The organism is Pannonibacter indicus, assembly GCF_001418225.1.
GTDB classification, from domain to species: Bacteria; Pseudomonadota; Alphaproteobacteria; order Rhizobiales; family Stappiaceae; genus Pannonibacter; species Pannonibacter indicus.
The window spans coordinates 146443-158906 of sequence record NZ_LIPT01000001.1 but is presented as its reverse complement, the minus strand read 5'-3'; the positions used below and the strand labels follow the sequence as shown (position 1 = coordinate 158906).

Genomic DNA, 12464 nt, shown 5'->3' with positions numbered 1-12464 from the left:
CAGATTTATGTCGGGTCATCGCAAACCGAACAGGAACAGGAAATGGCCGATCAGCTTGTAAATTCCCAGATCACCGATGCGGTCACCCAGACCAATGTGAAGGTGGTGGCCGAAGCGCCGTCCCAGGCCATCGCGAGCCTCTATCAGGTCAGCAGCCATGCGACGGGCCTGTCGATCCAGAATGCGGTTCACAGCCAGCAGGCGCTCAACCAGGTCATGACGGCGGTCGTCTCCAAGGCGGTGCAGCTGATCATGGAAGTGGGCCAGTAGCGCAAGGGCAGCGGGAGCTTCTCTCCAGTCCGTCCCTAGGTGCTCACAGGTGCTCCGGTCCGGCCGGGGCGCGATGAGGGAGCTGTGCCATGGCCACGAAAACGTTTCTGCACCGCCTGCGCCAGTCTGTCTCCGCCGCCGTGAGCGGAGCGGAGGGGAGGGGCAAGCAAAGAGCCTGGCGGGATGGCTGGCTGTCCGACTGGATCCACGGCGGAAAGCCGGTGGCAGGCGGGAAGGGGCAGCCGGATACGCCGGAGATCAGCCTGCAAGGCAGAGCGGTGCCCGTTGAGGCAAAGCCTTCGGTGACCGGACATGCGCCAGCCACAGCTCCGGCCACGGCGAAACCGGCTTCCCGCCTGTCCGCAAGGACGTCTGAGACGGCGCCTGAGCCGGGGGCTCCGGGTGTTTCGCGGCCTGCTCCGGCAGGGGGGCGGGCGGCCAGAAATGCCGGTGAAGGTTCGCCGGGCTTCGTTAACGTTAACACGAGCCCGTCGTGGCGGGCGGGTGTTACGCCCCAGACTTCGACCCCGCCCTCGTCCCAGACCTTGCGTCCGGTGAACGGGCGCCCCGTCAACGGCAGGCCGGTAAACCTTGAGGCGGCCTTTGCCCCGCAGCTTGAGAAAGACCTGTCAAAGGAGAAGAGAATGCCTGGAGATCCGACTGCCCCGGTGGGCGCGACACCGCCTGACACTTCGGCGCTGAACAAGCAGATCGTGCAGGCGGTGAACTTCACCAACTATCAGAATCTGGCGAATGCGCCCGCCATGGTCATCACGCCGCCGGAGATGAGCGTCGGCCAGACGACCGCCATCGCGGTGCAGGATGCCGAGAGCTACATGAACGCCATCATGCAGATTGCGGTGGCCGGGCAGGCGGTGGCCATCAAGAAGGCGGCGCAGGGGCCTGCGGGCGAGTTGATCGCCGTGCCGCTGATGGCAGAAATCCAGGCCATGGTGCAGGCCGCCGTCGCTGTCTATGGCAGTGTCAGCACCACCGCCGGAACCTCGGCCTCCACGGTGATCGGTGATCTGAAGACGGCCGTGTCCTGAGGGGCCGCGGGCTGATGAAATCCTGAAGAACAGGCACGGCAAGCGTGCCGCAGAGGCTGGATCGGCTCCGGCCGTTGGGAAGGTGTGTCATGGAACTGAGTACGGATGGCTTGTGCCGCGATCTGGATGTTCTGATCCAGTGCTTTCTTGAAAACTGGGCCGAGGAAATCGGCCAGACCTGCGGTGCGCCGGGAGAGAGCAGGCTCTTCAACGTCTATCCTCAGGTCATCACGCAGCTGTCCTGGGCACGCACCGCGCTGGGGCAGGCGGGTGAGTTGTTGCAGCTGTCCAGCAGCGGAGAGGTGACAGCCGTCACCACCTGCGAGATGGCGGCCGTGTTCGAAGCGGATGGGGCAGGGGCAGCTTCATGCTGTCCTCCGGTCCCGGACAGCAGTTCCGACAGCCTGATGCGCGATGCGCTTGCCTTAATCAGCCAGTCCATGCGCAGCACCAGCCGTTCGGCCAAGACCCTTAAGGAGAGCGAAAATGACGGACGTAGAGACCGGTACCGGAGTTGAGCCCAAGGCTGAAACGGCGTCCGCGCAGGCCGCTGCCCAGCCCCCGGCGCAGAGTGCTGGAGAGATTCCGGCTGTTCCGGCGCTGCAGGTTGATGTGCCGAAGGTACCAGTGCCCGAAGTGCCGGTGCCCGAAGTGCCGGTGCCCGAAATGCCAGTGCCCGAAGTTCCCGTACCTGAAATCGCGGTTCCGGTGATGACGGCACCGGCGGCTCAACCCTCTTCTACCGCCGCTGCCAGCGCCGGAAGTGTCCGGGGGGGAGGGCGTGACGCCGGGCGGGGCGAAGGCCGTGGTGCGGGGCGCGGAGAGGATGAGGCCGGTGCCGGTGCCGGTGCCGGTGCGGCGGATCAGTCTTCCGCTGCCGCCACCGGCGAGTTCTTCCGCGATCTTGCCGGCAGCGGTGGAGGTGGCAAGGACGCCGGCGCCGGAGGGGCCGCCACAGGGGCGCAGCTGCTGCGCCAGCTGCTCATCGAGCATCTGAAGGTCGCAGCCCTGCAGTCGGGCTACGCCCAGGTGACCCAGGCCCTGCCGAAAGTGCTGGCGGCCGGTATTGAGGCCGGACAGCGCAAGAAAGCCGCAGATCAGGCTTATGAAGAGGGGCTGGCAGTTGCGGTCAAGGTGCTGAGCAGTGCCCGTGACGCGGCGAAAAACCTTTCCAGTTCGATCCAGGGGGAGCAGGAGACGCTGGCCAAGCTGCTCGCCAACAACGAGGAACTGGTGAAGCTGCCGCAGGATGCGGTGAAGGCCCTGAGCGTCATGGAGCAGATCGGCCACAATCTGGCGGCCCAGAAGGCCGGACTGTCGAACCCGATCGTGCGGCAGGGGCTTCAGTATCAGATCGAACAGATGAAGAAGCATCTCACCGGCTCATCGCGCTGATTGAAGCTGAGCATCATGAAAAACTTACGCCTTCGCGATGAAAACGCGGAGGCTTTGCGCTTTATATTTCACGTGTGTTCTTTAATTTAATGAAATCTGTCACGCGGGGTGGCGGTTGGCGTCTTTTCTTGTGCAGGTGATTGGCTGATACCGGCCACGCCGCAGATAAAGGAGATGAATATGGCCGCACCCACTACCGTGAGCCCGATGATCACTGATGCCGTGACCCAGTCCAACGTCAAGGTTGTTGCCGAGTCGCCGGCGATCGCGCTGAGCACGCTCTATCAGTCCATGTCCCACTCGACCGGCATCATGTTCCAGAATGCGGTCGCCGCCCAGCAGCAGCAGAACTCGCTGGCCCAGGCCGCGACCAACCAGGGCATCATGCAGATCTATTCCGTCGACACGACGGCCGCTGCCGGTGCTTCCGAGAAGGTGGCCCAGACGGGCGTGTCCGACAATCTGACCAGCCTTCTGACGGTGCTGCAGTCCTTCAGCTGACCGCAGACCGCAGGGACGCACAGACCAGATTGGGGCCGGCTTCATGCCGGCCCTTTTGTCATGTGCGGACCTGCGAAATGCCGGCACGCTCCCTCACGGGAGTCTGGGATTGACGTCCTATGAGATGTGAAGGGCCGCATGCGGTGCTGGCCCGCCTCAAGGAGTAAAAAGAGATGGCCGATCCCACCACCGTGAGCCCGATGATCACCGATGCGGTAACCCAGTCCAACGTGCAGGTCGTTGGCGATGCACCTGCCGTGGCGCTCAGCACGCTGTACCAGTCGCAGGCCCATTCGCTCGGCATCCTGTTCGAGAATGCGGTTGCCGCCCAGCAGCAGCAGTACACCCTGTCCCAGGCGGCAGCCAACCAGGGCATCATGCAGATCTATTCCGTCAATTCCACGGCTGCGGCGGGGGCTACGGAAAAGGTGGCGCAGACGGGCGTATCCGACAATCTCACCAGCCTCTTGACCATTCTCGGCGCGCTGGGCGGGACCGGCCGCTGATCGGGCAGCCTCCCGCTGGCGCTGTTGCCGGCGTCTGCCAAAACTCCGGCCGGCTTCATGCCGGCCCTTGCTTTGCATCCCGGCTGCACGCAGCCGTCGCTTGAAACGCGGTGGAGCGGGGATACTCTGAACCTCTGTTGGCCGTGAGGTTATCGGGGAGAGGCAGATGGAGGGTGCTGAAGCGGATGGGCCTGATATTTCCGCCTGGGAGGCAGGCAACACCGCCCAGCCCCTGCCCGGGCATCCTGGATCCCTGCGCAATCTGCTCCATGTATCCACCCATCACTCGACTGGCTTGCTTTTTGAGAACGCCCGCAGCGCGCAAGAGAACTTGAGGGCTCTGGAACGGGCTGCCAGATCGGGAGGAGATGCTTCCGGAAGCCTCTATCAGGTGCCGATCGGCTTCAGCCCCGTCCTGATCGCGCCGCAGAGCGGCGTGCCGGACCCGCAGCTCAACCTGCTGACAGTGCTCCAAAGCTTCAAAGGCGGATCTTTAGAGCGGCGCCGGGAGAAAATGCTCACGGCATCCACAGTCTCTGATTGAAAAGAACCCGGTCTGCCTCACACCGGCGGCGGGATGGCGTCCTAAGGGGTGTAACGGGCCTGAAGCTTCGAAGGCCTGCTTGAAGGAGTGAATTACATGGCTGATCCTACCACCGTGAATCCGATGATCACCGATGCCGTCACGCAGTCGAACGTGAAGGTTGTCGGCGAAGCTCCGGCTGTCGCCATCAGCACCCTCTACCAGTCGATGGTGCATTCGACCGGAATCCTGTTCGAGAACGCCGTCGCCGCCCAGCAGCAGCAGAACTCGCTGGCGCAGGCTGCCGCGAACCAGGGCATCATGCAGATCTACACGCTGGACACGACCGCAGCGGCCGGTGCGACCGAGAAGGTGGCCCAGACCGGTGTTGCCGACAACCTGACCAGCCTGCTGACCGTTCTGAACGCTTTCAGCGGCGGCCGCTGAGCCCTTTCCCGGACCTGAGGAGCCGGGATCACTGGAGCGCTGTCCTTCTCTTGCGGGAAGGGCTGCGCTCCCTTTTGCGTTTTGGCGCCGGGCGGGTTTATAAGGCGGATCAGAAGACAGCACGGCGGCAGATGCGCGCCGGATCACTCAGGTTAACCGCATGTATCTCGTCGCCGCTCTTTACAAGTTTGTTCCTCTGGAAGATTTCCGCGATCTGCGCGGCCAGCTGCTGGAGCTGTGCGAAAAAAATGAGATCTGCGGCAGCCTGCTGCTGGCGGCCGAAGGGATCAACGGCACAATTGCCGGAGCGGAGGAAAACCTGCGCCATGTGCTCCGTGTCATCCGTCAGGACCCGCGCCTTGCCGATCTGACCCACAAGGAATCCTGGGCCGAGCGCAAACCCTTCCGGCGCATGAAGGTGCGGCTGAAGAAGGAGATCGTCACTCTGGGGATCGAGACCGTCGATCCGCGCAAGCGGGTCGGCTCCTATGTGGCGCCGGAGGACTGGAACGGCCTCATTTCCAGCCCGGACGTGCTGGTGATCGACACCCGCAATGATTACGAATTCGCCTTCGGCACCTTCGAGGGCGCAATCAACCCCAAGACCCGTTCCTTCCGCGAGTTTCCGCAGTGGCTGAAGGCACAGCAGGCGCTGGAAGGCAAGCCGAAGGTCGCCATGTTCTGCACCGGCGGCATCCGCTGCGAAAAGGCGACCTCACTGCTGCTGGACATGGGCTTCGAGGACGTCTTCCACCTCGATGGCGGCATCCTCAACTATCTGGAAAAGATGCCGGAAGAGAACAGCCTGTGGTCCGGCGAATGCTTCGTCTTTGACGAGCGCATCGCCGTTGACCACAGCCTCAAGGCCACCTGGGGCCGCAACATCCCCGAGGCGGCCAAGGACTTCGTCCGCAAGCCGGACGCGGGGGATCTGTCTGCGAAGGGCTGAGTTTCAGCCCTTCGCCCCAAACCTGTAAGCGGGCAGGCCCGTCAGGCCGGGGCGCAGGTGGAAGAGGCTGCCGGACTGGGGCGCGGCTTCGATGCTGGCCGCATCATCCGGGCGCAGGCTGGTGATGACGAGGTCTGCCAGCTCCGGCCCGCAGAAGCAGGGCATGGTTGGGCGCGGTACGGGCAGGGTGAATTTCGCCAGAAGAGCGCCAGCCGGCGAGAAGCAGTTCAGCACGCCGGCCGAAACGCCTGCACTCCAGTAATTCCCCGAAGAATCGACCGTGGCACCATCCGGGCGGCCCGACTCGTTGGTGAGCTGGGCAAAGCGGGTGCGCTCCGACACGGCGCCGGTCGCTGGATCAAAGCGCCAGCGGTCCACCCAGCCGGGGGAACTGTCGGCGTGATACATGGCCGTGCCGTCCGGCGACCAGGCGAGGCCGTTGGAGACATGCACTCCGTCGAGGATCTGCGTCACCTTGCCGCCGGGAGCCACCCTGTAGAGCCCCGCAACCGGCTGGCGCGGCGAACGGTTGTCCATGGTGCCGACCCAGAAGGCGCCATCCGGCCCGGCCTTGCCGTCGTTGAGGCGCGTATGCGGATTGTCAGCCTCAATGCTGGCGATGGTTTGCTGCGCGCCGGTTTGCGGATCGAACAGGATCACCTGATCCCAGACGGCCACGATCAGCCGCCCATCCTCGCACAAGGCGAAGGAGCCGACTTCATTGGTGAAGGTCCAGGTTTCCAGCTCACGGCTCTGCCAGTCGAGAGCGTGAACGGTCTTGCCCTTTATATTGGTGAAGAAAAGCTTCTGGCGGCGCTCATCCCACGTGGGACATTCGGCCAGCGCGAAGCGGCCATCGAGCAGGCAGGTAATTGCGGCAGTCAAGAAAGGCTCCAGATCCGTGGATGCGTCGTTTGCACGCACTATAGGCGGAAGGAGCTACAGGCGTCGACCTTGCTGTGGTCAGCCGGTGCTTCGGTGGGTACTGTCCAGTGGAAAGGCGGTCTTGCGGACGATGGGCCGGATGGCGAAGGAGGATTTCATCCGCGAAACGCCGGGCAGCCGTGCCAGGGTTTCGCGGTGCAGCCGCTCGAAGTCGTTGGGGTCCTCCGCCGCAAGCCGGAGCAGATAGTCTGCATCACCCGCCATGAGATAGCATTCCATGATCTCGGGCGATTGACTGACCGCCTGTTCAAAGGCCAGGAGCACCTCGTTGGACTGGCCCGTGAGGGAGATCTCGACGAAGACATCCATGCGCCGTCCGAGCTTGCGCTGATCAAGCAGGGCGGCATAGCGGCTGATGATGCCGCACTCCTCAAGCGCCCGCACGCGGCGCAGGCAGGCAGATTGTGAGAGGCCGACTTTTTGTGCCAGATCGGCGTTTGGCATCCTCCCGTCCTGCTGGAGCAGGGTGAGAATACGCTTGTCGATCCGGTCTAATTTCATCGCGCCTCGCAGAATATGCGGATTATACCGCTCAAATTCGCATTATAATGCAAAAATGCCGCTTACGCTGCAAAGAACGCAAGCCTATTCGATCACATCTCCTCTAGTGTCATCGCATAAATCCTTACCAGAGAGGAATAAACGATGCGCATCGGTGTGCCAAAAGAAATAAAGGACCATGAATACCGTGTTGGTCTGACGCCGGATAGCGTCATGGAAGTTGTGGCTCATGGCCATGAAGTTTATGTCGAGACGAATGCAGGCACCGGCATTGGCGCTGAAGATGCAGCCTACGTGGCGGCCGGTGCCAAGATCTGTGTAACGGCGAAGGAAGTCTTCGACATTGCCGAAATGATTGTCAAGGTGAAGGAGCCGCAGGCGGTTGAACGGGCCATGCTGCGCCCCGATCACACGCTTTTCACCTATCTGCACCTGGCTCCGGATCCGGAGCAGACCGCGGACCTCGTCAAGTCCGGTGCGACCTGCATTGCCTATGAAACCGTGACCGATGGCCGTGGCGGCCTGCCGCTGCTGGCGCCGATGTCCCAGGTTGCCGGCCGTCTGTCCATCACCGCTGGCGCCAATGCGCTGCAGAAGGCTGCTGGCGGTTCCGGCATCCTCGTCGGCGGCGTGCCGGGCGTGGCACCTGCCAAGGTCGTTGTGATCGGCGGCGGTGTCGTCGGTGCCCATGCCATCACCATGGCGCTGGGCCTCGGCGCCGATGTAACCGTGCTGGACCGCAACGTCGATGTGCTGGCCGGGCTGTCGCGCACCTTCGGATCAGGCCTGCGCACTGTCTATTCCACCAAGGCTGCGCTTGAGCAGTACGTGCTGGATGCGGATATCGTCGTGGGTGCCGTTCTGGTGGCCGGTGCTGCCGCGCCGAAGCTGGTCACCGCCGACATGATCCGCCGCATGAAGAATGGCTCCGTGGTCGTCGACGTTGCCATCGACCAGGGTGGCTGCTTCGAGACCTCCCGCGCAACCACCCATGCGGAGCCGACCTATATCGTTGACGGTGTGGTGCATTATTGCGTCGCCAACATGCCCGGTGCCGTGCCGCGCACCTCGACTTTCGCCCTTAACAATGTGACACTGCCCTACACGCTGGCGCTGGCCGATCAGGGCGCCAAGGCGGCGCTGCTGGCCAATCCGGCCTTCCTGCCGGGTCTCAATGTCTACAAGGGCAAGGTGACCTGTCAGGCTGTGGCCGAGGCTCTGGGCTACGATTATGTCGCACCGGAAGCAGCCCTGAAGGCCTAAGGCTTTCACGGACTGAATGACAAGACCCCGGTGCCGCAAGGCGCCGGGGTCTTGTCATGGGTCTTGTCATTCGGGGCAGGGGAGGCGGTAATAGATGCCGTCCGGTCCGCGCTTGACGCATTTGCCGGGAGTGAGGGCGCCAATCAGGCCGCCGCCCGCCGCGCCCACCATGCCGCCGGCAACTGCTGCGCCCGCATTGCCGCCCAGCAGCCAGCCTGCGCCTGTGCCTGCCGCCCCGCCAACAGCTGCCCCCGCAATGGCCCGCTCGGTCTGGCTTGCCGAATTGCAGGCGGCAAGTGCAAGCCCGGATGCAAGCAGCAGCGCTGCGGCGGGGAAGGGGAACTGTGGCACGGATCTCTCACAAAACAAGAAGGCCTCCCCCACCGATGGATGGGGAAGGCCTTGCCTGTCAAGTCAAGCCTGAAGCTTACGGGCAGACAACCCGGTACGGACGGCCGTAACGGTCATAGGCCACGCAGTTTTTCGGCGTGGTGGCCGAACCGACGATCGCACCACCAGCTCCGCCGATGACGCCGCCCACGAGGGCACCGCCGACGTCGCCCGTCGCCGCAGCACCAATCACGGCGCCGGTTGCGGCACCAAGGCCACCGCCGACCAGGGCGCGGTCACGCTGGCTGTCGGACTGGCAGGCTGCGAGCAGCAGACCGGCCGCAGCAAGAACAACGAATCTCTTCATCTGATTTCTCCCGAAATTGCGGATATGATTCCGCAACCAAGACCGCCACTGATATTAGTCCAAAGTGACGGGATTGCGGTGATCCATGTCACTTTTGTAACCCATCAGCACTGATTTGGTTCCAATAAATCGCACCGTCCGCCTGACAACGTGACTTCGCAGCCAAGTTCCGTCAAGCGCTACGTAATGCGGCCAGCAAACCGCGTGTGGACGCGTCCTTGCCATCGGCCGGAGCTTCGCCCTTGACCATCGGCAGCAGAGCCGTTGCCAGCTCCTTGCCAAGCTCCACGCCCCACTGGTCGAAGGAGTTGATGCCCCAGATGACACCTTCGACAAACACCCTGTGCTCGTAGAGTGCGATCAGGCGGCCGAGCGCAAAGGGCGTCAGCTGGTCATGGACAATGGTGATGGACGGCCGGTTGCCGGGGAACACCTTGTGCGGAGCCAGCCGCTCCACTTCGTCTGCCGCCATGCCAGCGGCTTTCAGCTGCGCCTTGGCTTCATCCAGCGTTTTACCCAGCATCAGGGCTTCGGACTGAGCGAGACAGTTGGCCACCAGCATTTCGTGGTGATGGGCCAGCTCCGGTTCATGGCCCTTGGCGGCGACGATGAACTCGCACGGGATCACCGTCGTGCCCTGATGCAGCAGCTGATAGAAGGCGTGCTGGCCATTGGTGCCGGGTTCGCCCCAGACAAGCGGACCGGTCTCGGTTTCCACCGTGGTGCCATCCAGTGTCACGCGCTTGCCGTTTGATTCCATGTCGAGCTGCTGCAGATAGGCAGGCAGGCGCGACAGGCGCTGGTCGTAGGGCAGCACGGCGCGGGCGGCGTAGCCCATGGCATTGCGGTTCCACACGCCGGTGAGGCCCAGCAGCACCGGCAGGTTCTGCTCAAGCGGTGCAGTGCGGAAATGCTCGTCCATGGCATGAGCGCCTTCGAGGAATTCGGCGAAGGCATCCGGGCCGATGGCGATCATCAGCGGCAGGCCGATGGCGGACCAGACCGAATAGCGGCCGCCAACCCAGTCCCAGAAGCCGAACACACGGTCTTCGCCTATGCCGAAGGCTGCCACCTTGTCCAGCGCGGTGGAGACGGCGCAGAAATGCGCGCCAACGGCAGCCTCACCCAGCGCTTCGGCGATCCATGCGCGGGCCGTGCGGGCGTTGGTCATGGTCTCGATGGTGGTGAAGGTCTTGGAGGCAACGATCACCAGCGTCGTGGCCGGGTCCAGATCCTTCAGCGTGTCGGCGATATGGGCGCCGTCCACGTTGGACACGAAGTGCAGGCGCGGGCCGTCGTGATAGGGAGCAAGCGCCAGCGTCGTCATCACCGGGCCAAGGTCCGAGCCGCCGATGCCGATGTTGATCACATCGGTGAAAGGCGCGCCGGAGGCACTGGCGATGTCGCCCGAGCGGATGCCTTCGGCAAACTCGCCCATGTCTGCGAGAACTTCGCGCACATCGGGCATCACATCCACGCCATCGACCAGCACGGGCTCGTCCGACTGGTTGCGCAGGGCGGTGTGCAGCACGGCGCGCTTTTCCGTGCCGTTGATCTTTTCGCCCGCAAACATGGCGGCACGCTGCGTCTCAAGCCCTGCCTCGCGGGCAAAGCGGCAGAGCAGGCTGATGGTCTCCGCCGTGAGCTGCGATTTGGAGAAATCGATCAGCAGGTCACCGTCGCGCACACTCAGCTTGTCGAACCGCTTGGGGTCTGCCGCGAACAGGTTGCGCAGGCTGGTGGCCTTCAGGTCATTGGCGTGAGACTTCAGCGACTGCCAGTGGTCCGGAGTGAACATGAAAGCTCCTTAATCGATTTAACATCCTGACTGCGCAGGCATACTGCAAATCATGGCAATGGTATAGCACGCGGGCATGACAGTGCCATGCCTCAGTTTCCGGGCAGCGCAATGAAGGCGTGAAATCTTCTTGTGCCATTGATGTGTCGCCTTCTGCGGCGGACAGTGGCATGATCGGCCGGTCCGCTTTCTCGGGAGGCTTTGGCATGGCTCACAGAATATCGCGCGGGATCGATGTGCTTCTGGCAGAGGCGGCAGAGCTGGTCAGCGTGATTTCCGCCGAAGAGGCGAAGCTGCTGCTTGGCCGTGATGGCTATGTCTTCGTTGACTTGCGCGATGTGCGCGAGATCCAGAGGGAAGGGGCCATTCCCGGCGCCTTTTCCTGCCCGCGCGGCATGCTGGAATTCTGGATCGATCCGGCGAGCCCCTATCACAAGCCGGTTTTCGCCAGTGATGCGACCTTTGTGTTCTTCTGCGCGGCAGGCTGGCGCTCTGCGCTTGCGGCGCGGACGGCCATCGAGATGGGTCTGGAAACGGTCATTCACCTGGAGGGCGGGTTTGCGGCCTGGGCCACGGCAGGCGGTGCCGTCGAGCAAATGGCAAGACGCGCCTGAACCCGGCGCGTCCTGCTGCGATGTGCCCGAACCTCAGACGCCCGGCATCTGGGTGAAGAGATAGCCGCAGTAGCCTGTGTAAAGCACCAGGAAGGCGGCGCCAGCCAGCCGGTTGATCGATTTCAGCCCCAGCAGCATCAGCGCCAGCAGCACGGTGACACCCAGCATCAGCGGAATGTCGAGGCTGGCAATGCTGGGGGCGATTGCGACCGGATGGAACACAGCGGTCGCGCCCAGAATGCCGATGATGTTGAAGAGGTTGGAGCCGAGCACGTTGCCGATGGCGATTTCCGAATGGCGGCGGAAGGCGGCGATGGCGGAGGTGGCAAGTTCCGGCAGGCTGGTGCCGACCGCAACAATGGTGAGGCCGATCACCGCTTCGGAGATGCCATAGCCGCGGGCGATGGATGTGGCGCCGCGCACCAGCAGATCTGCTCCGATGACAAGGCCCGCAAGGCCGCCGGCGATATAGGCAAGCTGCATCCAGAGCGGCATCGGCACGGGCGCGTGCTCGCCGTCCTCCTCTGCTTCCTCCTTCTTGCCGTAGACGGCGGCATAGAAAAGATAGGCGCAGAGGGTGACGAACATCGCCGCGCCCATCAGGCGGGAGACATGGCCGAGGTAGCCGAGCACCAGCGTGAAGGCGGCGGTGAGGGTGACCATGGCGAGGTCCCGGCGGATGCCGGGAATAGCGGTCGGGATCGGGCAGATCACGGCAGCAACGCCGAGGATGAGCAGGATATTGGCTGTGTTGGAGCCGACCACATTGCCGACGGCAATGTCGGGCGCGCCGTCCAAGGCCGCCTTCAGCGACACAAGCAGTTCCGGCATGGAGGTGCCGAAGCCGACAATCGTCAGGCCGATGATCAGAGGCGGCATGCCAAATCGCGCTGCGATGGAGACTGCGCCTCTCACGAGCGCTTCACCGCCCAAAAACAGAAGGATGAGACCGGCTGCAAGATACGTCAGATCCAATGCCATAAAACCACTTCCTTCTGTCAGGTGC

17 protein-coding genes are annotated in these 12464 nt (G+C 63.3%); 11 read left to right on the top strand and 6 right to left on the bottom strand.

The features are described from left to right. Positions 1 to 42: 42 nt before the first annotated feature. The 9 genes from ASC48_RS00730 to trhO all read left to right on the top strand — a co-directional run bounded on the left by ASC48_RS00730 (position 43) and on the right by trhO (position 5640). The gene (locus ASC48_RS00730) at positions 43 to 270 is read left to right on the top strand and encodes a RebB family R body protein (RefSeq protein WP_019964483.1); all 228 of its coding nucleotides are present in this window, start codon (positions 43 to 45) and stop codon (positions 268 to 270) included. Positions 271 to 914: 644 nt separating this feature from the next. Beyond that, entirely contained in the window at positions 915 to 1319 is a 405-nt protein-coding gene (locus ASC48_RS00725; protein WP_055453924.1) for a hypothetical protein, read from the top strand. An 89-nt stretch (positions 1320 to 1408) separates the two neighbouring features. Next, positions 1409 to 1837, top strand: a complete 429-nt coding sequence (locus ASC48_RS00720; RefSeq protein ID WP_055453923.1) for a hypothetical protein — start codon at positions 1409 to 1411, stop codon at positions 1835 to 1837. Beyond that, entirely contained in the window at positions 1806 to 2714 is a 909-nt protein-coding gene (locus ASC48_RS00715) for a hypothetical protein (protein WP_055453922.1), read from the top strand. The genes ASC48_RS00720 and ASC48_RS00715 overlap by 32 nt, the downstream gene beginning before the upstream one ends. 180 nt (positions 2715 to 2894) lie before the next feature. Beyond that, a complete protein-coding gene (locus ASC48_RS00710; protein ID WP_050474281.1) occupies positions 2895 to 3215 on the top strand; it encodes a RebB family R body protein in 321 nt (106 codons plus the stop codon). Positions 3216 to 3388: 173 nt separating this feature from the next. Next, on the top strand, positions 3389 to 3721 hold the full coding sequence (locus ASC48_RS00705) for a RebB family R body protein (protein WP_055453921.1): 333 nt from the start codon (positions 3389 to 3391) through the stop codon (positions 3719 to 3721). Positions 3722 to 3887: 166 nt separating this feature from the next. Further along, positions 3888 to 4265 carry a hypothetical protein gene (locus ASC48_RS00700; RefSeq protein WP_055453920.1) on the top strand — a complete coding sequence of 126 codons (378 nt, stop codon included), beginning with the start codon at positions 3888 to 3890 and terminating at the stop codon, positions 4263 to 4265. A 96-nt stretch (positions 4266 to 4361) separates the two neighbouring features. Next, positions 4362 to 4691, top strand: a complete 330-nt coding sequence (locus ASC48_RS00695) for a RebB family R body protein (protein ID WP_050474185.1) — start codon at positions 4362 to 4364, stop codon at positions 4689 to 4691. Between the two features lie 160 nt (positions 4692 to 4851). Then, on the top strand, positions 4852 to 5640 hold the full coding sequence (gene trhO, locus ASC48_RS00690; RefSeq protein WP_055453919.1) for an oxygen-dependent tRNA uridine(34) hydroxylase TrhO: 789 nt from the start codon (positions 4852 to 4854) through the stop codon (positions 5638 to 5640). Between the two features lie 3 nt (positions 5641 to 5643). On the opposite strand, the gene ASC48_RS00685 is transcribed toward trhO, so the two are convergent. Both ASC48_RS00685 and ASC48_RS00680 read right to left on the bottom strand, forming a co-directional pair. Next, positions 5644 to 6525, bottom strand: a complete 882-nt coding sequence (locus tag ASC48_RS00685) for an SMP-30/gluconolactonase/LRE family protein (RefSeq protein WP_055454287.1) — start codon at positions 6523 to 6525, stop codon at positions 5644 to 5646. Between the two features lie 78 nt (positions 6526 to 6603). Then, positions 6604 to 7086 carry an Lrp/AsnC family transcriptional regulator gene (locus ASC48_RS00680; RefSeq protein ID WP_055453918.1) on the bottom strand — a complete coding sequence of 161 codons (483 nt, stop codon included), beginning with the start codon at positions 7084 to 7086 and terminating at the stop codon, positions 6604 to 6606. Positions 7087 to 7230: 144 nt separating this feature from the next. Here ASC48_RS00680 and ald point away from each other — a divergent pair, with 144 nt between their 5' ends. Beyond that, positions 7231 to 8349: an alanine dehydrogenase gene (gene ald / locus ASC48_RS00675; protein WP_055453917.1), complete on the top strand. Its 1119-nt coding sequence runs from the start codon at positions 7231 to 7233 to the stop codon at positions 8347 to 8349. A gap of 66 nt (positions 8350 to 8415) precedes the next feature. On the opposite strand, the gene ASC48_RS00670 is transcribed toward ald, so the two are convergent. The 3 genes from ASC48_RS00670 to pgi all read right to left on the bottom strand — a co-directional run bounded on the left by ASC48_RS00670 (position 8416) and on the right by pgi (position 10844). After that, a complete protein-coding gene (locus tag ASC48_RS00670; protein ID WP_055453916.1) occupies positions 8416 to 8700 on the bottom strand; it encodes a hypothetical protein in 285 nt (94 codons plus the stop codon). Between the two features lie 76 nt (positions 8701 to 8776). Then, positions 8777 to 9046: a glycine zipper domain-containing protein gene (locus tag ASC48_RS00665; protein ID WP_019964496.1), complete on the bottom strand. Its 270-nt coding sequence runs from the start codon at positions 9044 to 9046 to the stop codon at positions 8777 to 8779. 172 nt (positions 9047 to 9218) lie between these two features. Continuing rightward, positions 9219 to 10844 carry a glucose-6-phosphate isomerase gene (pgi, locus tag ASC48_RS00660; protein ID WP_141658836.1) on the bottom strand — a complete coding sequence of 542 codons (1626 nt, stop codon included), beginning with the start codon at positions 10842 to 10844 and terminating at the stop codon, positions 9219 to 9221. Between the two features lie 206 nt (positions 10845 to 11050). Here pgi and ASC48_RS00655 point away from each other — a divergent pair, with 206 nt between their 5' ends. After that, the gene (locus ASC48_RS00655; RefSeq protein WP_055454285.1) at positions 11051 to 11458 is read left to right on the top strand and encodes a rhodanese-like domain-containing protein; all 408 of its coding nucleotides are present in this window, start codon (positions 11051 to 11053) and stop codon (positions 11456 to 11458) included. 33 nt (positions 11459 to 11491) lie between these two features. On the opposite strand, the gene ASC48_RS00650 is transcribed toward ASC48_RS00655, so the two are convergent. Further along, positions 11492 to 12439 (bottom strand): calcium/sodium antiporter, encoded by a 948-nt coding sequence (locus ASC48_RS00650; RefSeq protein ID WP_055453915.1) that lies wholly within the window; start codon positions 12437 to 12439, stop codon positions 11492 to 11494. Positions 12440 to 12464: the final 25 nt, after the last annotated feature.

Coding starts and splice junctions, on each gene's coding strand:
- ASC48_RS00730 (WP_019964483.1), top strand. CDS start 43: ATGGCCGATCAGCTTGTAAATTCCCAGATCACCGATGCGGTCACCCAG.
- ASC48_RS00725 (WP_055453924.1), top strand. CDS start 915: ATGCCTGGAGATCCGACTGCCCCGGTGGGCGCGACACCGCCTGACACT.
- ASC48_RS00720 (WP_055453923.1), top strand. CDS start 1,409: ATGGAACTGAGTACGGATGGCTTGTGCCGCGATCTGGATGTTCTGATC.
- ASC48_RS00715 (WP_055453922.1), top strand. CDS start 1,806: ATGACGGACGTAGAGACCGGTACCGGAGTTGAGCCCAAGGCTGAAACG.
- ASC48_RS00710 (WP_050474281.1), top strand. CDS start 2,895: ATGGCCGCACCCACTACCGTGAGCCCGATGATCACTGATGCCGTGACC.
- ASC48_RS00705 (WP_055453921.1), top strand. CDS start 3,389: ATGGCCGATCCCACCACCGTGAGCCCGATGATCACCGATGCGGTAACC.
- ASC48_RS00700 (WP_055453920.1), top strand. CDS start 3,888: ATGGAGGGTGCTGAAGCGGATGGGCCTGATATTTCCGCCTGGGAGGCA.
- ASC48_RS00695 (WP_050474185.1), top strand. CDS start 4,362: ATGGCTGATCCTACCACCGTGAATCCGATGATCACCGATGCCGTCACG.
- trhO (WP_055453919.1), top strand. CDS start 4,852: ATGTATCTCGTCGCCGCTCTTTACAAGTTTGTTCCTCTGGAAGATTTC.
- ASC48_RS00680 (WP_055453918.1), bottom strand. CDS start 7,086: ATGAAATTAGACCGGATCGACAAGCGTATTCTCACCCTGCTCCAGCAG.
- ald (WP_055453917.1), top strand. CDS start 7,231: ATGCGCATCGGTGTGCCAAAAGAAATAAAGGACCATGAATACCGTGTT.
- ASC48_RS00665 (WP_019964496.1), bottom strand. CDS start 9,046: ATGAAGAGATTCGTTGTTCTTGCTGCGGCCGGTCTGCTGCTCGCAGCC.
- pgi (WP_141658836.1), bottom strand. CDS start 10,844: ATGTTCACTCCGGACCACTGGCAGTCGCTGAAGTCTCACGCCAATGAC.
- ASC48_RS00655 (WP_055454285.1), top strand. CDS start 11,051: ATGGCTCACAGAATATCGCGCGGGATCGATGTGCTTCTGGCAGAGGCG.
- ASC48_RS00650 (WP_055453915.1), bottom strand. CDS start 12,439: ATGGCATTGGATCTGACGTATCTTGCAGCCGGTCTCATCCTTCTGTTT.